This is a genomic window from Streptosporangium sp. NPDC002607 (assembly GCF_053592655.1).
In genome coordinates this window covers 67,064-83,997 of sequence record NZ_JBSFWD010000006.1, presented here as the reverse complement: position 1 = coordinate 83,997, position 16,934 = coordinate 67,064, and the positions used below count along the sequence as shown (strand labels likewise).

At 70.1% G+C, this 16,934-nt stretch carries 14 protein-coding genes; 8 read left to right on the top strand and 6 right to left on the bottom strand.

Annotation, left to right across the window (positions count from 1 at the left end; all coding sequences use genetic code 11):
• Window positions 1–40 precede the first annotated feature (40 nt).
• On the top strand, window positions 41–1,543 hold the full coding sequence (locus ACWD3H_RS09015; RefSeq protein WP_451954573.1) for a M1 family metallopeptidase: 1,503 nt from the start codon (window positions 41–43) through the stop codon (window positions 1,541–1,543).
• Window positions 1,544–1,665: 122 nt separating this feature from the next.
• Here the strand turns inward: ACWD3H_RS09015 and ilvA are convergent, their stop codons facing one another.
• The gene (ilvA, locus tag ACWD3H_RS09010; protein ID WP_451954572.1) at window positions 1,666–2,874 is read right to left on the bottom strand and encodes a threonine ammonia-lyase; all 1,209 of its coding nucleotides are present in this window, start codon (window positions 2,872–2,874) and stop codon (window positions 1,666–1,668) included.
• 224 nt (window positions 2,875–3,098) lie between these two features.
• Here ilvA and ACWD3H_RS09005 point away from each other — a divergent pair, with 224 nt between their 5' ends.
• Window positions 3,099–3,713 (top strand): hypothetical protein, encoded by a 615-nt coding sequence (locus ACWD3H_RS09005; RefSeq protein WP_451954571.1) that lies wholly within the window; start codon window positions 3,099–3,101, stop codon window positions 3,711–3,713.
• A gap of 79 nt (window positions 3,714–3,792) precedes the next feature.
• On the opposite strand, the gene ACWD3H_RS09000 is transcribed toward ACWD3H_RS09005, so the two are convergent.
• A complete protein-coding gene (locus ACWD3H_RS09000; protein ID WP_355559956.1) occupies window positions 3,793–4,974 on the bottom strand; it encodes an FIST signal transduction protein in 1,182 nt (393 codons plus the stop codon).
• Window positions 4,975–5,255: 281 nt separating this feature from the next.
• On the opposite strand from ACWD3H_RS09000, the gene ACWD3H_RS08995 reads away from it, so the two are divergent.
• The gene (locus tag ACWD3H_RS08995; protein ID WP_451954570.1) at window positions 5,256–6,653 is read left to right on the top strand and encodes a sigma 54-interacting transcriptional regulator; all 1,398 of its coding nucleotides are present in this window, start codon (window positions 5,256–5,258) and stop codon (window positions 6,651–6,653) included.
• A 10-nt stretch (window positions 6,654–6,663) separates the two neighbouring features.
• A complete protein-coding gene (locus ACWD3H_RS08990) occupies window positions 6,664–8,610 on the top strand; it encodes a vWA domain-containing protein (protein ID WP_451954569.1) in 1,947 nt (648 codons plus the stop codon).
• Here ACWD3H_RS08990 and ACWD3H_RS08985 read toward each other — a convergent pair.
• Window positions 8,576–9,049, bottom strand: a complete 474-nt coding sequence (locus tag ACWD3H_RS08985; RefSeq protein ID WP_451954568.1) for a DUF6292 family protein — start codon at window positions 9,047–9,049, stop codon at window positions 8,576–8,578. The genes ACWD3H_RS08990 and ACWD3H_RS08985 overlap by 35 nt on opposite strands.
• A 530-nt stretch (window positions 9,050–9,579) precedes the next feature.
• Here ACWD3H_RS08985 and ACWD3H_RS08980 point away from each other — a divergent pair.
• Window positions 9,580–10,005: a hypothetical protein gene (locus ACWD3H_RS08980; RefSeq protein ID WP_355559966.1), complete on the top strand. Its 426-nt coding sequence runs from the start codon at window positions 9,580–9,582 to the stop codon at window positions 10,003–10,005.
• A gap of 14 nt (window positions 10,006–10,019) precedes the next feature.
• Here the strand turns inward: ACWD3H_RS08980 and ACWD3H_RS08975 are convergent, their stop codons facing one another.
• Both ACWD3H_RS08975 and ACWD3H_RS08970 read right to left on the bottom strand, forming a co-directional pair.
• On the bottom strand, window positions 10,020–11,159 hold the full coding sequence (locus tag ACWD3H_RS08975; RefSeq protein ID WP_355613779.1) for a cystathionine gamma-synthase: 1,140 nt from the start codon (window positions 11,157–11,159) through the stop codon (window positions 10,020–10,022).
• 170 nt (window positions 11,160–11,329) lie between these two features.
• Window positions 11,330–11,461: a hypothetical protein gene (locus tag ACWD3H_RS08970; protein WP_355613781.1), complete on the bottom strand. Its 132-nt coding sequence runs from the start codon at window positions 11,459–11,461 to the stop codon at window positions 11,330–11,332.
• Between the two features lie 139 nt (window positions 11,462–11,600).
• On the opposite strand from ACWD3H_RS08970, the gene ACWD3H_RS08965 reads away from it, so the two are divergent.
• Window positions 11,601–12,824: a sensor histidine kinase gene (locus ACWD3H_RS08965; protein ID WP_451954567.1), complete on the top strand. Its 1,224-nt coding sequence runs from the start codon at window positions 11,601–11,603 to the stop codon at window positions 12,822–12,824.
• A gap of 72 nt (window positions 12,825–12,896) precedes the next feature.
• Here ACWD3H_RS08965 and ACWD3H_RS08960 read toward each other — a convergent pair whose 3' ends face one another.
• Window positions 12,897–14,267 (bottom strand): cystathionine beta-synthase, encoded by a 1,371-nt coding sequence (locus ACWD3H_RS08960; protein ID WP_355559978.1) that lies wholly within the window; start codon window positions 14,265–14,267, stop codon window positions 12,897–12,899.
• 131 nt (window positions 14,268–14,398) lie between these two features.
• Here ACWD3H_RS08960 and ACWD3H_RS08955 point away from each other — a divergent pair, with 131 nt between their 5' ends.
• Together ACWD3H_RS08955 and ACWD3H_RS08950 are read left to right on the top strand one after the other, a co-directional pair.
• Window positions 14,399–15,373, top strand: coding sequence for an SGNH/GDSL hydrolase family protein (locus ACWD3H_RS08955; RefSeq protein WP_355559980.1), 975 nt, complete (start codon window positions 14,399–14,401; stop codon window positions 15,371–15,373).
• 59 nt (window positions 15,374–15,432) lie between these two features.
• On the top strand, window positions 15,433–16,776 hold the full coding sequence (locus ACWD3H_RS08950) for an outer membrane protein assembly factor BamB family protein (RefSeq protein WP_451954566.1): 1,344 nt from the start codon (window positions 15,433–15,435) through the stop codon (window positions 16,774–16,776).
• Window positions 16,777–16,934 lie beyond the last annotated feature (158 nt).

The window sequence follows — 16,934 nt, the reverse complement described above, 5'->3', positions numbered from 1 at the left end:
CGAGCTCGGCTCAGCGGGCCGGGGAAGGGGTGTTACGGGTATGGCGTCCAAACGGCTGGCCACCACGGCGACCGCCGCTCTGCTCAGCACGCTCGGGACCATCGGCACGGTCGCCTGTGCCGCGTCGAGCGGGGAGAGCGTCCCTGCGGGAAGCTCCGCGGTGAACTCGACGGCGAACTCGACGGTGTCTGGCCCCTCCGCCTCCCCCATGTCCAGCTCCGCCGCCGACAACAAGGCCAGGCCCGGCGCCCCCGGGATCGGCGACCCCGACTTCCCCACCGACGGCAACGGCGGCTACGACGTCGACCACTACCTGCTCAAGCTGGGCTACACCCCGTCTTCCAAGCACCTGGCCGGGACGGCCAGGATCGAGGCCCGGGCCACCCAGCACCTGGCGAGCTTCAACCTCGATCTCTCGGGCTTCACGGTCAGCCGGATCACCGTGGACGGCAGGCCCGCGAGATTCGACCGGGCCGGAAGCGAGCTCACCGTCACCCCCGCCGAGTCCATCCCGGACGACGCGACGTTCGCCGTCGAGGTCGCGTACGCCGGAGAGCCCAAACCTGTCCGGAACTCCTCCAACCTGGGCACGTACGGCTTCATTCCGACCCAGGACGGCGCGTTCGTCACGGGTCAGCCCAACGGGGCCAAGACCTGGTTCCCCAGCAACGACCACCCCGCCGACAAGGCGCGCTACGATTTCGAGCTCACCGTGCCCGCGGGGCTGACGGCGCTGGCCAACGGCGAGCTCGTCGGCGAGCCGAGGACCGTCGGGGGCAGGACGACCTTCCGGTGGCGGGAAAGCCACCCGATGGCCAGCTACCTGGCCACCATGACGCTGGGCAGGTTCGAGGTGCTTCAGGGCAAGACCCCTGGAGGCCTGAAGAATCTGGCGGCCGTCGACCCGATCTTCCGTGGCTCGCTGCGGAGGTTGTACGACGTGTCGGGCAAGGTCACCGACTACTGGAGCACGCTCTTCGGCCCCTACCCCTTCTCCTCGACCGGGGGCGTGGTCGACGACTTCCCCGCGGGCTACGCGCTGGAGAACCAGACCAAGCCCATGTACGGCGGGTTCGCCCCCGACGACGACATCATCGCCCACGAGCTGGCCCACCAGTGGTTCGGCGACAGCCTCAGCATCAAGCGGTGGAAGGACCTGTGGCTCAACGAGGGCTTCGCGACCTACGCCGAGTGGCTCTGGTCGGAGCACGAGGGCCGGTCCACCACCGAACAGCTCTTCCGCAGGAACTACGCCGCCGCCGCCGACGCCCCCATCTGGAGCTACGCCCCCGGCCGGGCCAGGCCGGAGGACCTGTTCAACAACTCCGTCTACACCCGGGGCGGTATGACGCTGCACGCGCTCAGGCAGCGGATCGGCGATCCGGCGTTCTTCAAGCTCCTGAAGCAGTGGGTCGCCACGCACAAGTACGGGAGCGTCACGACCCCGGAATTCATCGCGATGGCCGAGAAGATCTCCGGCAAGAACCTCGAAGCCCTCTTCGACGCCTGGTTGTTCACCGCGGAGAAGCCGTCCACCTGGTGACGCGGCGGCGGACCTCGCGGGTCGGGTCCGGCCCGCCGTCGGCCTCCCCTGGGAAGCCGGACGAGACATCCCCGCGCCCGCCCTGACCCGGCTGCGAACCTCGCGGGCCGGGTCCTGGTGACTCAGGTAAAGCTGATCTTGTATCCGTCCGTCCGCAGGGAGCCCAGCACCTCCTCGGAGTGCACCGGCCCCCTGGTCTCCAGCTGAAGCTGCACCTCGACCTCGCCGGGGTGCATGCCCAGCCGCTCGTGCACGATGTCGAGCACGTTGGCGCCGAGTTCCGCCAGCCTGGCCAGCAGCGTCGCCAGCGCACCCGGCCTGTCGGAGAGCGGCACCCGCACGGTGAGATAGCGCCCCGCCGCGGCCAGGCCGTGCCGGAGCACCTTGGCCAGCAGCAGCGGGTCGATGTTGCCCCCGGAGAGCACCGCCACCACGGGCGGCTCGAAGATCCGCGGGTGGGCCAGGATCGCGGCCACCCCGGCCACACCCGCCGGCTCGACGACCTGCTTGGCCCGTTCGAGACAGAGCACCAGCGCCTGGGAGATCTGACTCTCGGTGACGGTGACGACGTTGTCGACCAGATAGTGGATCAGCTCGAAGGGCAGCTCGCCCGGGCGGCCCACGGCGATGCCGTCGGCCATCGTCGAGGCGGGCCGGACCTCGACCGGATGCCCGGCGGCCAGCGACGCCGGGTAGGCGGCGGCCCGCTCGGCCTGGACCCCGACGATCCGCACGCCCGGCCTCAGCGACTTGACCGCCAGCGCGACCCCGGCGGCCAGCCCGCCGCCGCCCAGCGACATCACGATCGTGCCGACCTCGGGGAGCTGCTCCACGATCTCCAGCCCGATCGTGCCCTGCCCGGCGATGACGGCGGGGTGGTCGAAGGGATGGATGAACACCGCTCCGGTCCGCTCGGCATGCTCCCTCGCCCGTTCCAGCGCGACGTCCACGGTGTCTCCCGCGAAGATCACCTCGGCGCCGTACGAGCGGGTGGCGGCCACCTTGGGCAGTGGCGCTCCCTGCGGCATGTAGACCGTCGAGGAGGTCCCGACCAGTCCGGAGGCGAGCGCCACGCCCTGCGCGTGGTTGCCCGCACTGGCCGCGACCACCCCTCGCCGCCGCTCACTCCCGGTCAGCCCGGCGATCCTGACGTACGCCCCCCGGATCTTGAAGGAACCCGAGCGCTGCAGGTGCTCGCACTTGAGGTGGACGGGCCCGCCGACGATGCCCGACAGCACGTGTGAGTGGAGCAGCGGGGTGCGCAGGGCGACGTCGGCCAGCGACTCGCGCGCGGCGACCACATCCTCATAGGTCACCCGGGACTCCGACATGCGGGCCATCGTACGGCGCGCGCTCGCGCTTTCGCACCGGACCGGGCGGGAGCGCGCGCCGGACGGGACTCCGGCCACCACCTGCGATCGCCCCCAGTCGCTTACAAGAACTTCACAAGACGGTGCGGGCAGACTCACGGAGATGGGATCGGAATCGGTTCCTGGACAACACGGAGCGCAAGATGTACGCGGTGGCTCACACCGGGGGGGCAGGGTGTCCTGAGATGACGGACGGGCGGTTCACGAAGGAGGAGTACGTCGAATGGGCGAGGCGGTGGCTCGGCGACCGCCCGATCCCCGGCGAGCTGCTGCGGATGGTCGCCATCCAGGCCGCCCGGCCCCTCGACGCGGGCCGGGAGGCCGACCCGCTGTGCGAGATGGAGATCACCGTGCTGGGGCCGGGGAGCACCCACCCGGTGTTCGACGACGACGCCAACCGGGATATCGGCGGCTCCTGGCCGGAGGTGCTGAGCCACCTGTTCCCCGTCGTGGAGACGTTCAACTCGCCCTCGTACGGCGATGGCGTGTACGGATACTGGCTGCACCCGGATGAGCGGGCGGAGCGACCGCCGATCGTCGCGATCGACAGCGAGGGCACCTTCTTCGCACCGAGGGGCAGCACCCTCCTTGAGGCGCTGATCAACGATTCCGGCGTCGACGGTGCGGCGTTCGAGCGCCTGGCGGACCGGTTCGCCGCCGTCGGCCTGCCGATCTCCCCGCGCAGCCGTGCCGAGATCCCCTCGTCCGCCATCGTCATGGACCCCGAGATCCTGGAGAAGATCGTGGACGCCGAACACCGAGCGGCCCACACCACGAACAGAGCCCTCGCCTCGCGATGACCGTCCGGTCCGAATGGCGGGATCGATCGTTTCTCGGCCCACCCGGCTTCGGCGACGAGCAGCTCAAGATCTGCTGGTCTTAAGGGTGGCCGGCGGATGGGCGGGCGGAGAAGACCAGGACCGAGGCGGTGAAGCCGTGGACGTGGTTGTGGCCGCCCACCGGGCCCACCTCTCCCGCGGCGAAGAACCCGGCCACCCCGATGGGGCCCAGGGTGTCGCGGACGGCGACGGCGTCGTGGTCGGCGCTGCCGAACATGGCCGAGCCCCGGCCGTTGCAGGAGAACAGCAGGGCACCGTCCACCCGGCCGAACTCCTCTCGGTGGGCGTCAAGCAGCTCGTACAGGTCCTCGTCGGCGGTGGCGGCGTCGCGGACCTGGAACCGGACGGTACGCCCGATCTCGACGACGTCACCGATGGCCACCGCCTCACGTTCGGGGTCGATGCCGAGCACACCCCTGATCAGGAAGTCGCCACGCTCGTGCCGCTCCGCGTACTCGTCCATGGCGATGCCGATCTGCAGCCCCGAGGCGACCAGGTCGCGGTCGTCCTCGTCCAGGGCGCTGACGATCTCCTCCAGCCGCGCCAGGGCGGGCTGCCCCGCGAGTTCGAGCAGCAGGTTGTCCTCGACGGAGGTGACGGCCATCGTCGGGCCGATCGGGCGGCAGCCCTGGCTGACCACGGTGCTGACGTTGAGGTCACCGCTGAGCAGCACCCCGACGGCCCCCTCCGTGTAGATCCTCCCGTCGGCGAACAGCCGCACCGCGCCGCGGCCCTGGATCGCGTTGGCCAGACCGCCGATCAGCGGAAGATCTCCCATGACCTCCTCTGAGCGCTCGACGAAACCGTCGGTGGGGAAGGTGTAGGGGTCGGCGAGCAGGATGGCGGCGTGATCGTCGGGGCCGCGGTCGGGCAGGCCGACCACGACGAAGCGATCGTCGGTCCGCAGCGTGTCGAGCGCGAAGGTCGTCAGCCTGGCCCCGCCGAGGGTGGCGGCCCAGGCGCTGACCGCCGGGGTGACCTCCACCCCCTGCCCGTCACCGATGACCCCGGTGGCGCTGCAGCCGAGGACGGCGGCGCCCGGTGCCATGCTCATCGCACGCAGTCCGGCGCGGGAGACGTCGTCGGGATCGTCCCCGCAGATGAAAAAGCAGAGCAGGTCAGCGGGTCCGGACAGACCGGACAGAGCTTGGCGCACCGCGGTCTCGGCTGCGGCGACCAGATCGGACCCCACCGCGAGGCCATCGGCGAAACGGCTCGTCATCAGCGCCACTCGTCTCGCCTCTCCCTCTTGTCTGACGGCTCGCCCGGGAGTGACCGTGGTCTCGCCCGAAGCTCGCCGTGAAGTTCGTGAATGCCGGAACCCTCTGACGTCCCCCTCCGAGGCCGTCCTGACGCTTGATCCTGAAGTCATCCGGTGTCTTGTCTTGGAGCGATTCTCCCCACTGCCGACACAAGCACTCGTGTCAAGCCCCACACAATAGTCAAGATCCGAAAGAGGGATGAGAGTGCCGGATCGGGTGTTGTGGACGTAGGCTCGATCCCGTGCCTCAAATCCCAGAGCCACGTACTCTGCGCGAGCTGCGCACGAGCGGCCATATTCACCGTACGGTAAAGGCCGAGATCCGTGAGAACCTCCTGGCCCGCCTGCGGGCAGGAGAGTCGCGGTTCCCCGGCATCGTGGGCTTCGACGACACCGTCCTGCCATACCTGGAGCGGGCGCTGCTCGCCGGGCATGATCTGGTCCTGCTCGGTGAGCGTGGCCAGGGCAAGACCCGGTTGATCCGCACCGTGACCGGGCTCCTCGACGAGTGGACCCCCGTCGTCGAGGGCTGTGAGATCAACGACCATCCCTACCAGCCCTCGTGCGTCCGCTGCCGCCGCCTGGCCGACGAGGCGGGTGAGGAACTGCCGATCTCCTGGAAACACCGGGACGAGCGGTACGGCGAGAAACTCGCCACCCCGGACACCTCCGTCGGCGACCTGATCGGCGACATCGATCCGATCAAGATCGCTGAGGGGCGCACGCTCGGTGACCCGGAGACCGTCCACTACGGCCTGGTCCCCAGGAGCAACCGGGGCGTGTTCTCCGTCAACGAGCTGCCCGACCTGGCCGAGCGCATCCAGGTCTCGCTGCTCAACGTGCTGGAGGAGCGCGACATCCAGGTCAGGGGCTACAACCTGCGCCTGCCCCTGGACATCCTGCTGATCGCCAGCGCCAACCCCGAGGACTACACCAATCGCGGCCGGATCATCACCCCGCTGAAGGACCGTTTCGGCGCCGAGATCCGCACCCACTACCCGCTCTCGATCGAGACCGAGCTGGTGCTGATCCGTCAGGAGGCCGCTCTCGACCAGGTGGGCGCCGACCTGCCCGACCACCTGATCGAGGTGATCTCCCGCTTCACCCGGCTGGTCCGCGAGTCCACCGCCGTGGACGCGCGCTCGGGCGTCTCGGCACGCTTCTCCATCGCCGCGGCCGAGACCGTGGCCGCCTCAGCCGTCCGGCGTGCGGCGCTGACCGGCGAGGACCACGCGGTGGCCAGGGTCGCCGACCTGCCGGGGATCGTGCACACGCTCCGTGGCAAGGTGGAGTTCGAGGTCAGCGAGGAGGGCCGGGAGACCGAGGTGCTCTCGCACCTGCTTCGCAGGGCGGTGGCCGAGACGTTCCGCGGCACGCTCGGCGGCACGGACCTGGCCCCGCTGCTGGACAGGTTCGCAGAGGGCGTCCAGGTCGAGTCGGGGGTGACGGTCCCGGCGGCCGAGCTGCTGCGCAGGATCGGCCCGGTGCAGGGCCTGGCGAAGATCATGTCCCAGCTCGGCATCGGCGACGAGTCGCCCGGCCACGCCGCCGCCGCACTGGAGTTCGCCCTGGAGGGCCTGTACCTCCTGCGTCGGCTCTCCAAGGACGAGGTGGACGGCACGACGACCTACCGCACCTGAGGTGTCTGGCATGAGCTATCGCTATGGCGAATACCGGGACGGGCCCGACCCGCTCGCCCCTCCGTACGACGTCCGTTCGGCGCTGGACCGGATGGGCGACGCGATCCTGTCCGGTTCCAACCCCGCCCACGCCCTGCGGGACCTGCTCAAGGAGGGCCTGCCGGGCGCGCAGAATCGGCGCGGGCTTGACGATCTGCTCCGCGAGGTGCGGCGCCGGCGCCGGGAGCTGCGCGAGCGCGGGCGCCTGGACGGCACGCTGGAGCGGGCCAGGGCACTGCTGGACAAGGCGATCGGCCAGGAGCGGGCCGAGCTGTTCCCCGACCCCTCGGACGAGGCCAGGCTGCGTGAGGCGGAGCTGGCCGCTCTCCCCGACGACACGGCGAGCGCCATCCGGGAACTGGGGGACTACCAGTGGCGCTCGGCCGCCGCCAGGCAGACCTTCGAGGAACTGCGCGACCTGCTGCGCGGGGAGGTGCTCGACAGCCAGTTCCGCGGCATGCGGCAGGCCCTGGCCAATCCCGACCCCGCCGCCATGGAGCGGGTCAGGGAGATGATGTCCGACCTGAACGACATGCTCGACCGGGATGCCCGTGGCGAGCACACTCAGGCTGATTTCGAGCAGTTCATGTCGAAATATGGGGACATGTTTCCGGAGTCGCCGCGGAACCTGGAGGAGCTGGTCGACACCCTCGCCCGGCGGGCCGCGGCCACCCAGCGCCTGCTGGCCTCCCTGACCCCGGCCCAGCGCGAGGAACTGGGCCGGCTGATCGAGCAGACGCTCGCCCAGGCCGGGCTGGACGAGCAGATGCGCCGCCTGGGCCAGTCCCTGTACGCCCGCCGCCCCGACCTCGCCTGGAACACCCCGGAGCGGCTGAGCGGCGACGAGCCGATGGGGATGTCCGACGCGGTGAGCGCGCTGGACGAGCTCGCCGACCTGACCCAGTTGGAGGCCGCGCTCCGCCAGGACTACCCCGGCGCCCGGATGGACGACATCGACGAGGCCGCGATCCGGCGTGCCCTCGGCCGGGCGGCCGTCGACGACCTGCAGGCGCTCAGGCAGGTCGAGCGCGAGCTGGAGCAGCAGGGCTACCTGCTGCGCCGGCGCGGCAAGCTGGAACTCACCCCGAAGGCCGTCAGGCGCCTGGGGGAGACCGCGCTGCGCCGCGTCTTCGCCTCCCTGGAGAGCGGACGCCGCGGCGATCACGACCAGGTGGACGCCGGCTCGGCCGGTGAGCTCACCGGCTCCTCACGGCCCTGGCGGTTCGGCGACGAGCAGCCGATCGACGTGGTCCGCACGGTGATCAACGGCGTCCGGCGCGGAGGGAGCACCGGCGCGGTGACCCTGTCCGTCGACGACTTCGAGGTGGCCGAGACCGAGCGGCGTACGGCGGCGGCGGTCTGCCTGCTGGTCGACCTGTCCTATTCGATGGCGCTCCGCGGCACCTGGGCAGCCGCCAAGCAGACGGCGATGGCGCTGCAGGCGCTGGTGGCCTCGAAGTTCCCGCAGGACTCGGTGCAGATCATCGGCTTCTCCAACTACGCCCGCGTGCTGCAGCCCGACGAGCTGGCGGGCCTGGAGTGGGACATGGTCCAGGGGACGAACCTGCACCACGCCCTGCTGATCGCCGGGCGCCACCTGGACCGCCACCCCGACTTCGAGCCGGTCGTGCTCGTGGTCACCGATGGTGAGCCCACCGCCCACCTGCGGCGCAACGGCTCGGCGGCCTTCGAGTGGCCGCCCACCCAGGAGACGCTGGAGCTGACGCTCGCCGAGGTCGACAAGATGACCCGGCGCAGGGCGACGCTCAACGTCTTCATGCTCGCCGATGACGAGCGTCTGAAGGATTTCGTGAACGAGGTCGGGCGACGCAACGGCGGCCGGGTCTTCTCTCCCGGCGCCGACCGCCTGGGAGAGTACGTCGTCAGCGACTTCCTGCGGGCCCGCCGCACGCGCTGACGGGTCCCCGGCCTACCTGAGGGGCCCAGAAGTCGGCGTAGCCGTCGAGCGCCAGGTCGAAGCCGTCGTGGTAGTGGCGGTAGGAGCGGTAGCAGGGACGCCACGCCGTGCTGTTGCCGACACCCGCGCGGGCGTCGGCGATCGCGGAGGGGATCCGCCGGGGAGAGAGCAGGAGGCCGCCGCCGAGATAGCGATCGTCGGCGAGGACCGTGGGGGTGCCCGGGTCACCGCTCGCGTAGCGGCCACGGCGCCAGCCGCTCTCCTCGTCCCAGACCAGCGCGTCGCCTCCGGTCAGGCGGACGGTGACGGTGCGCGGGTCACAGGGCCCCTGCCACCAGCTCTCGACCTGGTCACCCAGGGCTTCGACGACGAGGCCGGCATAGTGGGCCGGCTGGTCCCGCCACTCCTCGGTGTACGGCTCAACGTGTTTGACAGCCACGGCTGGCACTCCTTCGTGCCGTCTTATCTCTGTTCGGTGGAAGGCCCGCCCGGCACGACCACGACTTCGCCGCCGGTCTCATCACACGGGAACGGGCTCTGTCGATCCTACTCATCCCCGGGTGTGCTCAGAGCAGGATTCGAAGATCGACCACTCCTCAAACCGTGACCCTTCCGTAACAACGTCTTCGGGACTGCCGCCGTCTACCCAGTAAAGAAAGTTCACCAATTCAAGGGGGAGGAATGAGTCCGATGCTCGCGGGAATTCTCGTGGCACTGATGCTCATTGTCTGCGTCTGCTTCGAGTTGTGCATGGTCCCGCACGGCCGGGACAGGCACGACACCATCGACGGCGAGTGACATCCCCCCGGATGTCCGGCCGACCCGGTCTTCACGGCACCCGCGGGACGACCAAGGGGCCGGAACCCGCCCGCCCGCCGCACCGGAACCTCCTTCAAAAGATCACTGCAGGTCGGTGACGGCCAAGCGAGCCGTACCCGGAAGAGATCGACGAAGACTAATGTCTGGCGCATGACAGACCTGCTGCTCTGGCTGCACATCGGCTTTTCGATCTTCGCCCTGGGCCCGGTGACCGCCGCCATGATGTCCACTCCCAGATTCATCCGTGCCAAGAACGTCGACGTCCTGCGCTACCTGCACAAGACCACCCGTATCTACGGCCTCGCCTCCCTGGGGATCTTCCTGTTCGGCCTGTTGCTGGGCCGCGAGTTCCTCGGCAGGCCGTACCTGTCGGTCTCCATGACGCTCTTCATCGTCACCTTGGGACTGCTGTTCATGGTGGCCCGCGACCAGGGCGCCGCCATCCGGGTCCTCTCCAGCGAGAGCCCGGAGGACGACGCCAAGGTTCAGGTCGGCCGGATCGCCGCGTTCTCCGGCGTGATCGTGCTGATCTGGATCGTCATCCTGGCACTGATGGTCTGGTTCAACCCGGCCTGAGCACGCCCGCGCTCCTACCCCAGCGCCTGGGTGAGGTCGGCGAGGAGATCGTCGATCGACTCGATGCCGACCGACAGGCGGACCAGGTCACCGGGGACCTCCAGCGGCGAGCCCGCCACGGAGGCGTGGGTCATCCGGCCGGGGTGCTCGATCAGCGACTCCACACCGCCGAGCGACTCGCCCAGGGTGAACAGCCTGGTCCGGTCGCACACCTCGACCGCCTCGGCCTCCCCTCCGGCCATCCGGAAGGAGACCATGCCGCCGAAGCGCCTCATCTGCTTGGCCGCCACCTCGTGACCGGGGTGATCGGCCAGGCCCGGATAGAGCACCGAGGTGACCCGCGGATGGGCGAGTAGCAGATCCACCACCCGCTCGGCGTTCGCGCAGTGGCGGTCCATCCGCACCCCGAGCGTCTTGAGACCGCGCAGCGTCAGCCAGGCGTCGAACGGCCCGGCCACCGCGCCCATCGCGTTCTGGTGGTACGCGAGCTCCTCGCCCAGCCCGGCGTCGCGTGCGACGAGCGCGCCGCCGACCACGTCGGAGTGGCCGCCCACGTACTTGGTGGTGGAGTGCACGACGACGTCCGCGCCCAGCGCCAGCGGCTGCTGCAGGTACGGGGAGGCGAAGGTGTTGTCCACCACCAGCAACGCGCCGCAGTCGCGCGCGAGCTGGGCCAGGGCCGCGATGTCCGCGATGCCGAGCAGCGGGTTGGTGGGCGTCTCCACCCAGATGATCCTGGTCTTCTGGGTCACCGCGGCCGCCACCGCCGCCAGGTCGCCCAGCGGCACCGGGTCGTAGTGCAGCCCCCAGCGCTCGTGCACCTTGGCGAACAGACGGTAGGTGCCCCCGTAGGCGTCGTTCGGGATGATGACATGGTCGCCCGGCTTGCAGATCGTGCGGAGCACCGTGTCCTCGGCCGCCAGGCCCGAGGCGAAGGCCAGACCGCGGCTGCCGCCCTCGACCGCGGCCATGGCCTCTTCCAGCGCCGTCCTGGTCGGGTTGGCCGACCGGCTGTACTCATATCCGGCGCGCAGACCGCCCACGCCGTCCTGCTTGTAGGTGGACACCGCGTAGATCGGCGGAACCACCGCCCCGGTGTAGGGGTCGGGTTCCTGACCTGCGTGGATGGCCAGCGTCTCGAATCCTTGGTTCATGGGGTCAACGCTACTCGCAACATTGGCGCCCACAGAGCACGGACAACCGCTCCGCACCACCCTCCGCGACTCCCTCGGCGCACTCCCCTACTAAGGAGCACGAACAACCGTTACGCACCACCCTCCGCGACTCCCTCGGCGCACTCCCCACTGAGGAGCACGGACAACCGTTACGCACCGCCCTTCGTGACTCCCTCGGCGCGCTCCCCGGTGATCCGCGAGAGCAGGACCGGGTCGGCGAGCGTCAGGGCGACGCCGACCAGCAGGCCGACGACCGGCAGCAGAATTCCGACGACAGTCATTTCCCTCTCCCCCTTCGACGTCTCAAGCATCGGTGCGGCCGCCCCGGCACTGCCTCCGCTGAAGGGCCGGTTCGAACCGGGACGGCTCAGCCGAACGGCCGATACGTCATCTCCCCCTTCAGGTTTAGGCTCTGGGACCGTGGGGGAAACGAACCGGCTCGTCTACTGGGTCAAAAGGCTCAGCGAGATCGCGTTGATCGGCTGGCTCCTGCTGCTCCTGCTGCTCGACGTTCTGATCATGACGAGCGCGGGTGGGGAGGCGATGTGGCCGGTTCTGGTGTGCGGTGTGCTGGGCGTCGCGGCGGTGCTGTGGCGCCGCCGCCTGCGGGTCGGCGGGTTCGTCGCCCTGCTGACGGTGTCGTTCCTGTGCAGCCTGGCCGTCGGCGTCGCCGGGGGTAACGGCGGACCCGGCCTGGCCGAGATCGGAACGCTGCTGGTCCTCACCGTCGGCGGGCTGCGCGCGATCGAGCCGGTGCGGCGGGCCGCGCTGTTCTCGCTGGCGGCGATGGTCGTGCTGGAGGCCTCCTGTGTACGCCTGAACGAGACGACCGCCAGTGTGGTCACCGGCTTCCTGCTCTTCGTGGGCTGGTCGTTCGCCGCCGGTATCGGCGCCTACCTCCGCTTCCAGCAGGAGCGCCGCAGGGAGGCCGTGGAATCGGTACGGCGGGCCGAGCGCCTGGAGCTGGCCAGGGAGCTGCACGACCTGGTCGCCCACCACATCACCGGGATCGTGGTGCAGGCGCAGGCCGCCAAGGTCGTCGCCGAACGGAAGCCGGAGGCCGTGATCCCCTCCCTGGAGGCGATCGCCGGCGCCGGGGCCGACGCGCTGACCTCGATGCGCCGCCTGGTCAGCGTGCTCCGCGCGCAGGACGAGGCCACCCGCTCACCGGGCAGCACGCTCATGGACATGCGCACGATGGTCGAGCGTTTCTCCGCCACCGGCCCCCAGGTCGCCTTCGACATCGGTCAGGGCATCACCGACGGCACCGTGGCCCCGGAGGTGATGACCACCCTTCACCGGGTCCTCCAGGAGTCGCTGACCAACGTCCGCCGGCATGCTCCCGGCACCGGCTGGGTCGAGGCGGACCTGAGGCTGACCGACGGCTCCGACCTGCGCGCCTGGGCCGAGAGCAGGCGCGCGGGGAACGGCTGGGAGCCGGGGAACCGGGAAAACACGGCCGGGGACACCGTGCGGCTGCGGGTGCGCAACTACGGCTCGGCGTCCGATGTCAGGATCTCCCACCTCGGCGGCGGCTTCGGCCTGGTGGGCATGGCCGAGCGCGTCGAGGCGCTCGGCGGCAGGCTCATGGCCGGGCCCACCCATTCCGGTGCCTGGGAGGTGACGGCCGAGTTCCCCCTCTGACCCGCAGGGACGCCCCGAACCCCGACCGGGGTCTCCCGGCCGGAGTTCGGGTGGTCTCAGTGATTGGCGAGCTCAGTGGTTGGCGAGGAAGGCCAGCAGGTCCTGGCGGGTGAGCAGCCCGACGGGCTTGCCGTTGTCGAGGACGACCGCGGCGTCGGCCTTCTCCAGCGCCTCGACGGCGATGGAGATCGGCTCCCCCGCGCCGAGCGTCGGCAGCGGCTGCGACATGTGGGCCGCCAGCGGGTCGGTCGGCCGCACCCGGCCGCGGTACAGGGCGTCCAGCAGGTCTCGCTCCAGGATCGAGCCGACCACCTCGGCGGCCATGACCGGCGGCTCCTCCTTCATCACCGGAAGCTGCGACACGCCGTACTCGCGCATGATCGAGATGGCCGTGTCGACCGACTCGTACGGGTGGGTGTGCACGAACTCCGGCATACCGGAGTTCTTGCGGGTCAGCACGTCCTTGACCAGGCCCTCGTCGCTGTAGGTGGTCAGGAAGCCGTAGTCGGCCATCCACTCGTCGTTGAAGATCTTCGAAAGGTAGCCGCGGCCACCGTCGGGCAGCAGCACCACGACCACGTCGTCAGGGCCGGCCTGCGAGGCCACCCGCAGCGCCGCCACCGTCGCCATGCCGCAGGAGCCGCCCACCAGCAACGCCTCCTCGCGGGCCAGGCGGCGGGTCATGCCGAAGGAGTCCTTGTCGGAGACCGCGATGATCTCGTCGCAGATCGTGGTGTCGTAGGTGGCCGGCCAGATGTCCTCGCCGACGCCCTCCACCAGGTACGGCCGCCCGGTGCCGCCGGAGTAGACCGAGCCCTCCGGGTCGGCGCCGATGATCTTAACCCGGCCGCCGGAGACCTCCTTGAGATAGCGGCCGGTGCCGCTGATCGTGCCACCGGTGCCGACGCCCGCCACGAAGTGGGTGATCCGGCCCTCGGTCTGCTCCCAGATCTCCGGGCCCGTGGAGTGGTAGTGGCTCTCCGGGTTGTTCGGGTTGGAGTACTGGTCCGGCTTCCAGGCGTTCGGCGTCTCCTTGGCCAGCCGGTCGGAGACGGAGTAGTAGGAGTCGGGGTGCTCGGGAGAGACCGCCGTCGGGCAGACCACGACCTCGGCACCGTAGGCGCGCAGCACCGCGATCTTGTCCTGGGCCACCTTGTCCGGCACCACGAACAGGCACTTGTACCCCCGCTGCTGCGCCACGATGGCCAGGCCGATTCCGGTGTTGCCCGAGGTGGGCTCCACGATCGTGCCCCCCGGCCGCAACTCGCCCGACTTCTCGGCGGCGTCGATCATCCGCACCGCGATGCGGTCCTTCACCGAACCACCTGGGTTGAAATACTCCACCTTCGCCAGCACCTGGGCGGAAATACCCTCCGTCACCTTCTGCAGCCGGACGAGAGGGGTGTTGCCCATCAGTTCGACGAGCGAGTCATGTACGCGCACCGGGATATCACCTCGAAATACCAAAGCTCTGTCAGCTTGTTGTGTTGATCGCCGTGGTCCCATGGGGGTGGCGGGACCTCGACCATGTTCCAAGGCAACGCTACCGCCCCGTACGGAGGGAGCAACGTCACGTGATCTGGACACCCGGGACGGCGCGAGCCGCCCGTCGCATCGCCGCGGCGGCCGCACTGGGAGGGGGAGGCGTCACCCTGCTCGGCGCGGTGACCTACGGGCTGCTGCTGGCCGAGGCTATGGTGGCCCGCCGCACGGTCGGCCGCCCGCACGGCATGGACGGACCGCCTTCCGACGGCGTGTACGGGGCCTTCGGCGGCGAGCCGATCCGGATGGCCATGCTCGGTGACTCCACCTCCGTCGGCCTGGGCACCACGGACCCCGCGGAGACACCCGCCGTGCTGATCGCCAACGGGCTGGCCGTGATCGCCGAGCGGCCGGTGCGGCTGACCGTGGCGGGCAGGTCGGGGGCGACCTCCGCGGAGCTGGGCGACCAGGTCGACGAGGTGCTCAAGGCCCGGCCTGAGATCGCGGTCATTTTCATCGGCGCCAACGACGTCACCTCGCAGACCATACCGGCCCAGGCCGTACGACACCTGCAGAAAGCGGTCCGGCGGCTGCGGGAGGCGGGGGCGGAGGTGGTCGTGGGCACCTGTCCCGACCTCGGCACGGTCAGGCCGATCGCGCAGCCGCTGCGCTGGGTGACCAGGCGATGGAGCCGCCAGCTGGCCGCCGCGCAGACCGTCGCCGTGGTCGAGGCGGGCGGGCGGACCGTGGCCTTCGCGGACCTGTTGGGGCCGGAGTTCGACATGAACCCGTCGGAGATGTTCGGCCTTGATCGTTATCACCCATCTAGCCAAGGCTATCTCCAGATAGCTTACGCAGTGCTACCTTCCGTATGCAGTGCGTTGGAGCTGTGGCCCGAACCTCGCGTCCAGCGCGCTGAGTCGATCTACCTCGCGGCGGCCAAGGCCGCGGAGGAGCCCGGCGCCGAGGTCTCCGCGACCCGTGTCGCCGGTCGAGCGACCGGACCCCAGGGACGATGGGTGACCTTGCTCGGCCGGAGGCCCGGAAAGCGGCCCGACAGCGCCTGAACACGGTCACCCTCCGCTGCGAAGCCGTAACGCCTCGCCCGCATTGGAGTGGAATACCCGTGATCCGGCCCCTCGCGAAACCGGCCCTGGTGCTCGCCGGAGCTCTGACCCTGGGCGGCTGCTCCGGCAGTGAAGCGGCCACCCCTGACCATCCCACCTGGCACAACACCGAGGTGAACGCGGTCAGCCGTACCACCGTCGCCGATGGCGTCGCCATGACGACCTCCATGAAGCCGGACGGCACGCTTGAGGCGGTGGCCGTCGACCTCGCCACCGGCAGGAAGCTGTGGTCCCACCCCTCGACCATGGCGGGCCGCCTGCCGGGGATGGGGGTGCCCGCTCCCGCGATCGTCGAGACCGCCACCGGGCAGACCGTCGCGGTGACGGTCGACCCCGCCAGGCGGGGGCGCTGGAAGGCCACGCTCGTCGGCCTCGACGCCAGAACCGGGGCACGCAGATGGAGCCGCCCGGTGCACTCCACCTTCGGCCCCCAGCGGTGCGGAGCCTTCGTGTGCGTGTCCGAGCACACCGCGCTCGCGAGCGCCCGCGTCGTCGTGCTCGATCCGGTCACCGGCAGGATCGCGTGGAAGCTCCCCGGCATCGCCGAGGTCGAGTGGTCCGACACCTCCCGCGTGGTCTTCCTCCGCCTCGCCCGCCATCCCGTCCTGGAGTCGCACGACCTGAAGACCGGCAAGGTCATCTGGCGGGTCCCCGTCGAGCAGGCCCTCGGCTCCGGGGTCGACCTGTCGGGCGGCTGGTCCTTCGGCGCGACGACGGGAAACCTCGTCGGGTACGTCGCCCCCTACACCAACCCGAAGACGAGCAAGGTCTCGGCCTTCGGCCTGTTCTCCGTCAAGCTCGCCGACGGCACCGTCAACTGGATGCGCCCGTCGGTGGTCCGCGTCTATCCCAGCGGCAACCCCGGCTTCGCACCGGTGGTCCGCCCGGTCGACCAGCAGGGCCAGTACGGCGGGTTCGCCCGGCTGGAGGCCGACAGCGGCCGGGTGCTCGGCCAGATCTCCGCCGAGCAGGTTCCCGAGTCCGGCTGGTGGCTGGCCTTCCCGCCCCGGATGGAGAAGGTCGGTTTCCTGCGACACGACAAGCCGGGCAACACGTTCGACCTTTCCACCGGCCGCAACGCCGATGTCAAGGACGAGCACGGCTGGTCCTTCTGCGCGACCGATCCCAAACCGCTCGCGCTCAAGGGCCAGAACTCCGGGTTCTACTCGGTGGCCTCGCTGTGCGAGTTCAGGCTGGCCGACGGCAAGCGGGTGTCCGGCCCGGGCGTCCCGCCCGCCTGGTTCACCGGCAGCCAGAACGGCTGGCGGATGTGGCGCGACGAGAAGGGCGGCCTCCACGGGATCAAGGACGGCGACGGCACCTCGCCCGGCATGTACGGCTGACATCCGCGGCCGATGTGTGAGACCGGCACCGGGCGCGACATCCGCAGCCCGTGAGGGCGGTCGACTCGCGACAGTGCCCCGTCCCCGGACGGGGCACTGTGCATCCAGTACAAAGTTCTGTTTCAATGCCGCCCTGGGCGTGGCTTCTGGCATACCGC